This is a genomic window from Ignavibacteriota bacterium, from assembly GCA_016707525.1.
Lineage (GTDB): Bacteria > Bacteroidota > Ignavibacteria > UBA10030 > UBA6906 > JAGDMK01.
The window spans coordinates 341,584-354,026 of sequence record JADJHP010000004.1; the positions used below are offsets into that span (position 1 = coordinate 341,584).

The 12,443-nt window shown below is 63.2% G+C and carries 7 protein-coding genes; 3 read left to right on the plus strand and 4 right to left on the minus strand.

Features of this window, described 5'->3' with window-relative positions; translation table 11 throughout:
• Positions 1-38: 38 nt before the first annotated feature.
• Positions 39-5,411, plus strand: coding sequence for an immunoglobulin domain-containing protein (locus IPI01_09410; GenBank protein ID MBK7258001.1), 5,373 nt, complete (start codon positions 39-41; stop codon positions 5,409-5,411).
• A gap of 35 nt (positions 5,412-5,446) precedes the next feature.
• Here IPI01_09410 and IPI01_09415 read toward each other — a convergent pair whose 3' ends face one another.
• The 3 genes from IPI01_09415 to IPI01_09425 are packed head-to-tail and all read right to left on the minus strand — an operon-like array spanning position 5,447 to position 8,700.
• Positions 5,447-6,106 carry a pentapeptide repeat-containing protein gene (locus IPI01_09415; protein ID MBK7258002.1) on the minus strand — a complete coding sequence of 220 codons (660 nt, stop codon included), beginning with the start codon at positions 6,104-6,106 and terminating at the stop codon, positions 5,447-5,449.
• 34 nt (positions 6,107-6,140) lie between these two features.
• On the minus strand, positions 6,141-7,655 hold the full coding sequence (locus IPI01_09420) for an FGGY-family carbohydrate kinase (GenBank protein MBK7258003.1): 1,515 nt from the start codon (positions 7,653-7,655) through the stop codon (positions 6,141-6,143).
• Between the two features lie 7 nt (positions 7,656-7,662).
• Positions 7,663-8,700, minus strand: a complete 1,038-nt coding sequence (locus tag IPI01_09425; protein ID MBK7258004.1) for an alcohol dehydrogenase catalytic domain-containing protein — start codon at positions 8,698-8,700, stop codon at positions 7,663-7,665.
• 259 nt (positions 8,701-8,959) lie between these two features.
• Here IPI01_09425 and IPI01_09430 point away from each other — a divergent pair, with 259 nt between their 5' ends.
• Together IPI01_09430 and IPI01_09435 are read left to right on the plus strand one after the other, a co-directional pair.
• On the plus strand, positions 8,960-9,472 hold the full coding sequence (locus tag IPI01_09430) for a hypothetical protein (protein ID MBK7258005.1): 513 nt from the start codon (positions 8,960-8,962) through the stop codon (positions 9,470-9,472).
• Positions 9,473-9,520: 48 nt separating this feature from the next.
• The gene (locus tag IPI01_09435) at positions 9,521-10,474 is read left to right on the plus strand and encodes an L-lactate dehydrogenase (protein MBK7258006.1); all 954 of its coding nucleotides are present in this window, start codon (positions 9,521-9,523) and stop codon (positions 10,472-10,474) included.
• A gap of 354 nt (positions 10,475-10,828) precedes the next feature.
• Here IPI01_09435 and IPI01_09440 read toward each other — a convergent pair whose 3' ends face one another.
• The gene (locus IPI01_09440; protein ID MBK7258007.1) at positions 10,829-12,268 is read right to left on the minus strand and encodes a T9SS type A sorting domain-containing protein; all 1,440 of its coding nucleotides are present in this window, start codon (positions 12,266-12,268) and stop codon (positions 10,829-10,831) included.
• Positions 12,269-12,443: the final 175 nt, after the last annotated feature.

The following is a 12,443-nucleotide window of genomic DNA, read 5'->3' on the forward strand; positions in this document are numbered from 1 at the left end:
GGCCGTGCGGGTGCTGCAAACGGTGAACAATGCCGATCTTGCCCTCGAAGCGAAATTTCGAATCGACCCTGAGCCTGCAATACCAGTTCCAGGGCATCATTGTGGAACAGGATGCATCGAACTATGTCCGATTTGATTTTGTCTGTGAAGGAAGCGTCCTGCGTGTCTTTGCCGCTTCGGTGGTCGCAGGCACACCGACCGTCCGCTTCGACGCTGCCGTGACGAAGACCGTCCCCATGTACCTGCGCGTCACCCGCGCAGGAAACCAGTGGACGCAGCACTGGTCATCGAACGGGACCACATGGACCCAGACCGTGAGCTTCACCCAGGCACTCACGGCGACCGGCGCGGGTATCCTTGCGGGGAACGCAGGCGATGCCCCTCCGGCAACGACGATCCTGGTGGATTACTTCTTCAACCGCAATGCCCCGATCACTTCGGAAGATGCCGGAACGGCCCCCGTCATCACTGCCGGACCGGCGAGTGTTGCAGTGAATGCCGGACAGACGGCGACGTTCACCGTCGCCGCTACCGGGACAACGCCCCTCTCGTATCAATGGAGCAAGAACGGCACCACGATCGCCGGTGCTACATCGTCATCGTATACCACCCCGGCGGTCGCCACGGCGGATAACGGAGCGCTCTTCCGATGCACCGTCAGCAACATGGCCGGAAGCGTCCTGAGCGCGGCCGCAACGCTGACCGTGCACGCTGCCCCGGTCGTGATCGCACACCCGGCCTCCGTATCGGTACCGGCGGGCACGACGGCAACATTCGTGGTGCAGGCGACGGGATCCCGGCCGTTCACGTATCAGTGGCTGCGTGATGGCGGGACCATATCTGGCGCCACGGACTCGCTCTACCGGATCACATCGGCCGTCGCCGCCGACAGTGGCGCAGCATTCTCCTGCATCGTACTCAACGGACTGGGAAGCGACACCAGCAATGCCGCTGTGTTGAGCGTCGGACGCATCCCGCTCATCACGGCCGGTCCCGCGCCCCTCACCGTTGCGATCGGCGCACCGGCGGCATTCAGTATAGCAGCCGAAGGATCCCTGCCCCTTTCCTACCAGTGGAAGCGGAACGGCACATCCATCGCCGGAGCGACAGGCCCCCTGTACACGCTCGCCGCGGCACAGGCATCGGATGACAGTTCGCGGTATCAAGCATTCGTCACCAATGCCTTCGGCGCTGATACAAGCGCCGGGGCGTTGCTGCGCGTGCAGGCCCCCGCTGTGCTCACGGCAGAACCCCGGGATACGACCGTGGGCGAAGGATCGGCAGCCTCATTCACGGTCACCGCTGCGGGCACGCTCCCGCTCACCTATATATGGGAGAAGAACGGAGCGGCCATCGACGGGGTAACCACCCGTACGCTCACGCTTGCTGGAGTGACACTGGGAGACGACAGCAGTGCCTACCGCTGCATCGTTACCAACACCCTCGGGACGGACACGAGCCGGAGCGCTCTCTTGCGGGTGACCCTCCGCCCACCGGTCATCGTCCGCGAACCGCTCTCGGTCGGAGTGCAGACGGGGCAAACGGCAACGTTCACGATCCGGGCGACGGGGAGTGTACCGCTCTCCTATCAGTGGCAGAAGAATGGCGCAGCCATCGCGGGCGCGAACGACACACTGTACACGACGCCGGCGATCACGCTTGCCGACAATGGTGCCGGGTTCCGCTGCATCGTGAGCAATACTGCGGGGAAGGACACCAGCACAACGGCAGTGCTGTCGGTCGGGGGTGTTCCGCCGGCGATCACCGCCGATCCGGCAAGCCAGACGGTCCCGCTCGGCCGTACGTATCTGTTCACCGCGGCAGCGACAGGGTCGGGGAGCATCAGCTTTCAATGGCAGAAGAACAACGTATCCATTGCGGGGGCAACAGGTGCAAGCTACCTCGGGCCCACGACGCTCAGCGCGGACAACGGCGCAACGTTTCGTTGCATCGTCAGTAGTCAGTACGGGCGCGACACCAGCGCTGCGGCGCTCCTGACCATCACAACGGCCCCGGCCTGGGGGATCCAATGGACGATGCTGAGTTCGTCCGCCGGGACCATGCCTCCCCCGAAGGCGAGCGGCACGGAACACACTGCATCGTTGGTCCTGGATATCAACAAGGATGGGTGGACGGATTTCGTCATAGCCGACCGCACGACAGCTCCGTCGGTCGTCTGGTATCAACGTACCTACACCGGCTGGACCGTCCGCACGATCGACAGCACGCTTCTTCCGGTCGAGGCGGGCGGAGCGTTCTTCGATATCGACAAAGACGGTGATCTGGATATCGTCTTCGGAGGCGATGCGCAGAGCAACCTGATCTGGTGGTGGGAGAACCCCTATCCTTCCTATACGGGAGCATGGACACGCCGGCTGATCAAGAACACCGGAGGGACCCAGCACCACGACATGATCTTCGCCGATGCCGATGGCGACGGCCAGACCGAATTCATCTATTGGAATCAGCTCCCGCGGCCCGGAGGCGACAAGCTGTTCCTTGCCGAGATCCCTGCCGCACCGAAGTCCACGCAACCCTGGCCGGCAACTCAGATACTGTCCGGGCGGCTCTACTCCGAGGGTCTCGACACTGCGGACGTGGACGGCGACGGCAAACTGGATCTCATTGGCGGCGGGAGCTGGTACAAGCACATGGGAGGAACCACATTCGTCACCAACATCATCGACAGCACGGTCCGGTACGGCCGTGTCGCAGTCGGACAGCTCGTGCCCGGGGGCAGACCGGAGATCGTCCTCTGCAATGGCGACACCCTCGGCCCGCTCCGGTGGTATGAATGGAACGGGACACTATGGACGGCGCATGACCTTCTCGGTTTCAATGCGGAGAACCCGCACAGCCTCGCGGTTGCGGACCTCGACCATGACGGAGCGCTGGATATCTTCTCCGCCGAGATGATGACGTTGAACAACTCCGACGCAAAGACCCGCGTCTTCTGCGGAGACGGTACGGGAATGTTCCAACTGCGCGAGCTCGCGAGCGGCGTGGACAATCATGAATCGCGGGTTGCCGACCTTGACGGTGACGGCGACCTCGATATCCTCTCCAAGCCCTATGACACCGGTGTGCCGGGAGTTCGGGCATGGATCAACAACGGGACCGGAAATCGAATCCTGCCGCTCAATCTCTGGCGGAAGCGGATCATTGACAGCAGCATACCGGCCATCGCACTCTTCGTCCTGCCGGGCGACATGGACCGCGATGGTTTTATGGATATCGTCGCCGGTGGATGGTGGTACAAGAACCCGCGCGACATCGGCCTGACGTGGCAGCGAAACGCCATTGGCTCACCGCTCAACACGATGTTTCTCCTCCATGACCTCGACGGTGACGGCGATACGGACATCCTGGGCACCCAGGGGGTCGGTGATGCCGACAACGACTCCTTTGCGTGGGGGCAGAACAATGGCAGCGGTGTGTTCACCGTCCGCACGAACATCCAGCAAGGCGACGGTATGTTCCCTCAGGGAGCAAGTGCGGCGCGGTTCCAGGCCGGAGGCCCGCTGGAGGTCGCCCTCGACTGGGACGCGGGGGTGACAGGGGTGCAGATGATCAGCGTTCCCACGCTGCCGGAGACGGAGACCTGGACATGGCGCCGGATCACCACGGCGAGCCTGGGCGAGGGGATCGACAACGGCGATATCGACCGTGATGGCGACCTGGACCTGCTCCTGGGCACGACCTGGCTCCGGAATGACGCGGGAGTGTGGACACCGTTCGTCCTGCACACGGCCGCGACCGGCGAACCCGACAGGAACTATCTGATGGACATGGACCGGGACGGCGATCTGGATGCCGTGATCGGCTATGGACACGACACGGCGGGAAAACTCGCCTGGTATGAACAACCGGTGGACCCAACCGGCACATGGGCCGAGCACATCATTGGCAACGTCGTCGGGCCGCACAGTGTGAGTGTACGCGACTTTGACCGGGACGGCGACCCGGACGTCGTGATGGGAGAACACAACAATCCCCCGCTCGGCACCGAGCGGCTCATCATGTTCCGTAATGCCGATGGCGCGGGCAAGGCGTGGGAGCAGATCCTCATCGGCACCGGCGAAGAGCACCATGACGGGGCCATCGCGGTGGACATCGATGGGGACGGCGACCTGGACGTGATCTCCGTCGGATACACGCACAACCGTGTCCTGCTGTACGAGAATCTCGCGATCGACACGATCGTCGTGGCGATTCCGCCCATCATCACCCAGCACCCCTCATCGGTGAGCGCCGCGGTCGGACAGACGGCATCCTTCTCCCTCGTGGCAACGGGAACGGCAACACTGGGGTACCAGTGGCAGCGCAACGGTACGGCGATCAGCGGAGCCACGGCCGCCACGTACACCACGCCGGCGCTTGCGAAGGCCGACAGTGGCGCGGTGTTCCGGTGCGTCGTCACCAACACCGCGGGCTCTGCCACAAGCAACCCTGCAACGCTTTCTGTCACCAGCGGCGGCATCGTTTCCGATGACTTCCGGTCGGCAGCGCTCAACACGGCACTGTGGACCGTCGTCAACCCGGCCCCGGTGTCGACATTCGCCCTGACGGGGAGTGGCACGGCAAGTGCGCGGCTCACGGTGAGCATCCCTGCGGGGTCATCCCATGATGCCTGGGATACAGGCAACTTCACACCACGCATCCTGCAGCCGACGACCAACACGGACTTTGAGGTGGAAGCGAAGTTCGAATCAACGCTCGCGGCGCTCTATCAGTTCCAGGGTATCGTCGTCCAGCAGGATGCATCGAACTATGTACGCTTTGATTTCGTTCGGGAAAGTTCCGCCACCCGCTTCTTTAGCGCATCGTTCGTAGCAAATACGCCGACGGTGCGGAGGGATGTCGTGATAACCAATACCAATCCGGTCTATCTCCGCGTGAAGCGCGCAGGCAATCAATGGACGGGATCATATTCGTCCAATGGTTCCACGTGGACCAGCGGCGTGACCTTCTCCCATACGCTGATCGCAACATCCATCGGGCCGTTCTTCGGGAATCAGGGCAACACGCCATCCACGGCACCGGCATTCACCGGGATCATCGATTATTTCTTCAACACCGCTGCACGGATCTCCCCGGAGGACGGCGTGGCGGGCAAGGAGGCTGTGCCCGCAGAACTTCGTGTTCCGGGGGCGACATATCTGGACAACAATTATCCCAATCCGTTCAATCCCGAGACCCGGATCCGGTTCGGCCTTCCGGTGGATGGGCCGGTCAGCGTGGCGGTCTACAATAGTCTCGGTGAGAGGGTCGCTGTGTTGCAGGATGGTTGGATGGAAGCCGGTCACCACGAACTTGTGTTCGACGGCGCCGGCCTTTCCAGCGGCGTGTATTTCTGCAGGATGCAGGCCGGCGGATACACAGGGACGAAAAAGCTCGCATTGGTGAGATAAGTGCGTACCGGGACTAGGACGGCCCACGCGCCGTCCTAATCCTCTTCCGCAGACTTCACGACGCAACCGAGTTGAGCAACGAGTTCCGCCGCCTGAACAGGGTCGATCGTCAGGCCTTTGTACTGGACAACCTCGAGCCGGATATCCGGGATATCCGACGCACGGAGATCGACGCCTTCCAGTTTGCTGCCCGTGAGGTCCATGCCCGAGAGATCGCACCGGTGGAATGTGGCGCCGCCAAGGTCCACCCTGTCGAATACTGCCCTGGCCATGCGGCACCGCTCGAAGTGCACACCTTTGAGCTTCCCGCCCGAGAAGATCGCACCCTCCATGCTGCATTCCTGAAAGGAGACATCCGTTCCGGTGAGAGTTGTGAACTGCGCGCCGGTCAGTTTGCATCCTTTGAAGTGCACCCGCTGCCACCGCGACCGTTGCCATGAAGAGCCCGAAAGGTCCGATCCCTCGCACTGCACATCGAACAAACGTGCATTGGCGATGCGTGTGCGGTTCATCAGGATGCGTTGTACGATGGTCCGGTCGAACGTCAGTCCAGAGACGGCACGACCTGCAAGATCGATGTCGATGCAGTGGACCTGAACGATCTCCGTTGAACCATCGATATCGCGTCCTTCGAAGATCGGGATGTCTTTCGGGATGCGCGGGAGTGCCACGGAGAGTGTCGCTTTGGTTTTCATGGAGAAGGTTGCACGGCCCGATCAGCTGCGCCCGTCAGATACGTTTCAGGGATGGATAGATGCGTTGATACTCCTGGAGCTGCGGACGATACAGCGCCCGTCGCACGGGATCGGGAGCGAGCGCACGACTGCTTCCTGTCATCGACCGCGCCGCTGCGGCAAATGTCGGATACCACCCGGCTCCCATCGCCGCGGCGATACCAGCACCAAGGGTCGAGGCTTCGCGCATCGCGGGGAGAACGATCCTCCGGCCGGTGATGTCGGCCATCATCGTGGTCCAGAGCAGATTGGCCGCGCCACCACCGATGGCGACGAGTTCGCCGACCTTCATGCCTACCGTTTGCTCGACCGCCTCCAGGGCGAACGCCTGCTCGAAGGCGATCCCTTCGAGGATCGCACGATAGAAGTGCGCTTGTGTGTGGGATGAGGACATTCCGGTGAATGCACCGCGGGCATGCACATCCCAGTAGGGATTCATCGCGCCGCAGATGTACGGAAGGAACCGGAGGCCATCGGAGCCCGGCCGGATCTGCGCGGCCTGCCGTGTGAGATCCGCATGGACACGCGGCATCGACCCACGGCCGACACCGAGCACGCTCCCCAGGAACCAATCGAGGGAGAAGGTGCCGGCCCGCAGGCTCAACTCATAGTAGTATCCCTGTTCGGCGATCGCGGTCATGGTCCTGAACGCATTGCTCACACGGTACTCTTTGCCGAACACCCCGGCAACGAACGCCGTGCCGAAATTGAGATAGGCCCGCTTCGCTGACAGTGCATTGGAGCCCAGGCCCGCACACTGGCCGTCGCCCCCGCCGGCCACCACCAGTGTACCTTCACACAATCCCGTGCTCCGGGCTGCTTCCGCACTTACCACACCGAGGACCGAACCGGGCGGAAGTGCATCCGGCAGTTGACGGGTCCCGAGTCCGAGAGGGCGAAGCACGTCAGGCGACCACGAGCGGCGTTCCATGGCGAACAACCCCAGAGGATCGGCACTTGCATGACTGGTGCGCCACAACCCTGCGAGCCGCCACGTCAGATACGCGTGCACATCCGCCACCATCGCGATACGGCGGAACAGCGCCGGTTCGTGCTTTTTCATCCATGCGAGGCGGTACACGACCGGAGCATAGTCCACCGGCTTGCCCGTGATCATATGGATCTTCCGGCGTCCGACCTTCGCAGCGAACGGCTCCACATCTTCCTTGCACCGTTCATCCAGCCACACGATCGCAGGCCGGAGCGGGATGCCATGGGCATCAAAGGGTACGAACGTCTCGCGCTGGTTCGCGATCCCGACGGCGGCGATACGTGCGGGATCGACCTGACGCGCCACGGCGCGGAGAGAGCGTCGGGCGGCAGACCACCAGTCTTCAGGGTCCTGCTCGTAGTGACCGGGCCGGGGCGAGTGAAGGGGAATGGAGGCGTGGGCGTGTGCCACGGCACGGCCATCGCTGTCGAACGCGATAGCCTTGGCACTGGTCGTGCTGCAGTCGAGCCCGATGACGAGCGGGCCGGCCGGGGTCTTTTTCCTGGAACGTGTTGCCATGGTCCGATCAGGCGACGGTGATCATCGCCTTCATCACTCCGTCCTTGTAGCCCGACACGAGTTCGAATGCCTCCTGCGTCCGATCGAGCGTGAACGCATGGGTTGCCATGGCATCCATGGCCACCGCCCCGCTCGCGAGAAGGTCGAGCGCTTTCTGCGTGCAGTGGACCTGGCGCCGGATGTTGAAGATCGTGATCTCCTTCCGGCGGAGTTCATGGATCGGGAACGCGATCTCATCCACTTCGGGGATACCAACGATGACAAGTTTGCCGCCGGGCTTCAGCAACTGCACCCCCTGCAACGAGGCCGCGGGGTCGCCGCTGCACTCGAACACGACATCCAGCATCAGCGGCACGATGCGGCCCACCTCCGCCACGACATCCACCCGTTCAGGGTTTCCTGCCCAGGCCGGGCTCAGCGCAGCGGCTTTCTTCAGCCGGTCTTCGATCTTGTCCGTGATGATCACAGAGCCGGTCTTCCGGGTCCGCAGCACATGGAACACCGACATGCCGATCGGCCCTGCACCAAGGATCCCCACGGAGGCATCGCCCCGGATGCCAGACTGCTCCACGGCGTACACCCCGATGGCCAGCGGCTCCGACAGGGTTGCCTGCGCGAACGTCATGCTGTCCGGGATCGGATAGCAGCATGCTTCCGGAAGGACGAGGTACTCACCGAGACACCCCTCGAGCTGTGTGGGGCAACCGAGGAAGAGGAGGCGCCGGCAGGTGTGTTCCCTGCCGGCTTTGCACTGATCGCATTCCCCGCATGACACCGAAGGGTCCACAGCGATACGCTGTCCGGGGCGGACCTTCGTCACCTTGCCGCCCACGCTCTCCACGATGCCGGCGGTCTCATGTCCGATCGTGAACGGGAATTCCACGACCTGCGAACCGATCCTGCCTGTTGTGAAATAATGGACATCCGATCCGCAGACTCCCACGGTACCGATCCTGATCAGCACATCCGTATCGTGCACGATCTGAGGGGTGGGAACATCCGTCACATCGAAACGGTGGATGCCGGTAAGGAGTGCTGCTTTCATAACGCCGATTCCCGGATGCGTGTGGTCATGCTCACACCTCGGTGCATGTCCCCTGTTGTATCATGGATGAAAGAGGGAAGGTCGCCCGTGTGCGCATGGAACGCATCACGCGGGGTGGCACGAGGATCGATCATATAACGTACGGAGCCGGATACTCAGAATCCACCCACCGTGCGCGGGCCCTGGGCAGGATCCCCTGTGGCCGGGGAACCCGGCTCCCGTCTGCGATGGTTGTACTAGTGAAAGGACTCTCGACCCTATGCGCCGCCCGACGAACATATTCCTTCTCGTGATGGCTTTGCTGGCGTTGCACTGCACCGATGCAGGCCACCTTCCCACGCCCGACCCTTTCTCCGTCTCCGACGCAGACCTGTATGCCATGCAGTCGGCACCGGACGGGTGGACGTACTTCGGCCTTTCCTCCGACACTCTTGCCGGAGGGAGCACCACCGCGCACGAGCCGCGCGTCCGCGTCAGGTATGACCGATGGGCATCGACCCAACTGACAGCGGCGGGACGCGTCAAGGCCGGCGCCGTCTTCCCCGATTCCTCTCTGATCGTGAAGGAGCTATATACCGGCAGCACCCTGACCACGATCGCCTACATGTTCAAGCTGGCACGTGCAGACAATGCGTCGCCTTCCGGATGGGTCTGGGCGGAGACCGATGGAACGGGGATCACGAAGATCCCCGCATCGCGCAGGGGATCCGGATGTGTCGGCTGCCACGCGCCCGGCATCGATTTCACGCGCATGAACGACGCGCATCCGTGACGCTTTCGGTCCGACATTCCGGAACACATCGATCACCAGTGGAGAGCAATGACATCCAGTACGACAGATACCCGTCAGGTAGGATTGGTCGGGACAGGGCTTGTGGGGACCTCCTTCGCCTACGCGCTCATCATCAGGCGATTGGCAAACCGGCTGGTCCTCATTGATGTGAACCATGAGAAAGCCCTCGGCGAAGTGATGGACTTCGAACACGGGCTTTCCTTCGCGCATCCCATGAGGATCGAAGCAGGTTCCTACGAGGACCTTGCGGGATGCCGCATCGTCGTGATCGCTGCGGGCACGGGACAGCGCCCCGGGGAGTCGCGACTCGACCTGCTCGGCAGGAACGCGGCGATCTTCCGCGACATCGTGCCGCGCATCGTGAAGGCGAACCCGGACGTCATCCTGCTCATCGCCACCAACCCCGTGGACATCCTCACCCACATCGCGCTTGACGTGTCCGGCCTCCCCCCTTCCCGCGTGATCGGGTCCGGTACGATCCTCGACACCTCCCGGTTCCGCTTCCTGCTCGGACAGTATTATGGTGTCGACACCCAGAGCGTGCATGCGTACATCATCGGGGAGCACGGCGACAGCGAGATCCCCGTGTGGAGTCTCGCCAACATCGGCGGCGTGCGCCTGCAGGAATTCGCTCCCCTGAAGAACCGGCAGTACGATCAGAAGGACATGGACGACATCTTCATACGCGTCCGCGATGCGGCGTACGAGATCATCAAGCGGAAAGGGGCGACGTATTATGCCATCGGGCTCGGACTTGTCTCCATCGTCGAGTCGATCCTCGGCGACTACCGGCGGGTCCTCCCGGTATCCACTCTCATGACCGGTCCGCACGGCGTACACGACATGTGCCTCAGCCTCCCATCGGTCGTGGGAGAGCAGGGCATCGAAGAAGTGCTCGCACTCAATCTCAGCCCTGACGAGGCCGAGGGCTTCAGGAGATCGGCGGGGAAACTCAAGGACACCTACCGGCTTCTCCGGTGAACGGGTGTGCATCCTGGGGGGGGGCCCCGCCCCGGCCGGGGGGCCGCCCGCGGGGGGGGCCCCCCCGGCCCGCCGGGGGGGGGGGGGGGGGGGGGGGGGGGGGGGGGGGGGGGGGGGGGGGGGGGGGGGGGGGGGGGGGGGGGGGGGGGGGGGGGGGGGGGGGGGGGGGGGGGGCGCGGGCCCCCCCCGGCCCCCCGGCCCCCCCCCGCCCGCGGCGCAGGCGCCGGGAAGGTGTAGGGGCGGCGGATGCGCCGGGAAATGTGTAGGGGCGGTGCATGCACCGCCCCTGCATAGTAACCCCGACCTGCTGCGACGATTGCCTCTCCGCCGCGGGCACCGGGTCAGATGATGCCGTCACCTGACGAGGAGAAGCTTTCTCGCCTCAACGAACGAGCCCGACTGCATCCGGCAGAGATACACCCCCGTCGCCAGCGCTGCCCCATCGAACCGCACCTCGTGCACTCCGGCGCCCTGCATGCCATCCACAAGCGTGGCAACTTCCTCTCCGAGCGTGTTGTACACCCGTACCGTGACGAACGACGACGAAGGCACGGCGTAGCGGATCATCGTCGATGGATTGAACGGGTTGGGATAGTTCTGCAGCAACGCAAATCCGGACGGCGCGATCGGAGGCCGGTCGTCTGCCGCTGAGAGATCCCCTCTTTTCACCACCAGCGCCGGATCACCCAGGAGGTTCCAGCGGGTATCGATCTCAGTCCAGCGGCTGCTGAGAGCTGCTTGCCAGGCCAGGCCGATCGGATCCGTCCGGTGGCTCACCAGGTACCCGTACATGCTCTCTGAGAACTCACTGGCGAATGTGAAATACATGAGTCCTGCCGGCGCCACGACACAGACCGCACCGCGGTCGTGAGCCCTCAGGAGTGCGACCGCCATCGAGATCGTATCGGGATGGTCGATTCTCTGTCCGCCGAGGAAGAGACACACAGGCAACCCGGTGCCGGTCTTGAGCGAATCGACATCCGCGGCGGTGAAGTATCCCGACGAGAAGCGTTGCCAGTTCTGGAGGCCGATAAATGACACGAAGGCGCATCCCTCGCCCCAGAGTTCGCGGAAGCCGGCAGCGGGACGATGCAAGGGCGAGTCCGGACGCAAATGTACCGTTACGGTATCCGGCCACCCCGGAGCCAGGGCGTTCTGATACCCTACTGCTTCCCTTTCCATAAACCCCCTGTCCGCCGAATCCGCCAATGCAATGGCGCGCCGCGCCCAGGAACCCGCTGTTGCCTGTTCATACGCGATCGTCTTGTTCACCATTGCCTGCATGTCATCGGGGGTCCATGCAGGCATCCGGCCGAGAGCCATGATCGGAGCGGGATACGGCATGGTCGCTCCCGCCCGGGTCACGAACCATTGGTCGATGAGAACCGAATCTTCATTGTAGGAAGGATAGAATGGGCTCGGCGCTTTGTGCGACGGCACGTGCCCGACCGCTCCGGCCAGGAGGCAGAAGCGTGGCCGCGGCAATTGCCATTGGTCCACCATCGTCACAATGAAGTCCCTGATCGCGCTATCCGCCGTGGCGCGATGGAACTGTGCGGTGATGGAGTCCACAAGAACGGTCATCACCACGTAACTGTTGCGGGATGAACGCATCGCCGCGAGAGGCGCCACGGCCGGGGCGAGGTCCGCGGAAGTGATGATCACATAATCCGCGCGGTTCGCGGGATCTGCAAGGTTGCCGGTGAACCATTGCGCACCGGCACGGGGTGCACCGACGGCAAGGGTCAACGCCAGCACGAGGACAACGGAGGCACAGCGGAGGGTCCAGGACATGATCCACCTGTCAGGTTGTTGGGGAATGACAGCTATGTGGGTGAAGCCTGGTATCGATGCGAAAGAGGTATGTGCCTCAGTTGATCAACATGACATCATGTTGCACTGTAGCAAGTGATGCGGGAAGCCCCCGGAGAAGTGAAGAGTGTGATACCAACGCAGCAATATACACCGC

Excerpts from the sequence above, each read along its gene's own strand:
- IPI01_09415 (MBK7258002.1), bottom strand. The coding sequence starts at position 6,106 with ATGAAAACCAAAGCGACACTCTCCGTGGCACTCCCGCGCATCCCGAAA.
- IPI01_09420 (MBK7258003.1), bottom strand. The coding sequence starts at position 7,655 with ATGGCAACACGTTCCAGGAAAAAGACCCCGGCCGGCCCGCTCGTCATC.
- IPI01_09425 (MBK7258004.1), bottom strand. The coding sequence starts at position 8,700 with ATGAAAGCAGCACTCCTTACCGGCATCCACCGTTTCGATGTGACGGAT.
- IPI01_09430 (MBK7258005.1), top strand. The coding sequence starts at position 8,960 with ATGCGCCGCCCGACGAACATATTCCTTCTCGTGATGGCTTTGCTGGCG.
- IPI01_09435 (MBK7258006.1), top strand. The coding sequence starts at position 9,521 with ATGACATCCAGTACGACAGATACCCGTCAGGTAGGATTGGTCGGGACA.
- IPI01_09440 (MBK7258007.1), bottom strand. The coding sequence starts at position 12,268 with ATGTCCTGGACCCTCCGCTGTGCCTCCGTTGTCCTCGTGCTGGCGTTG.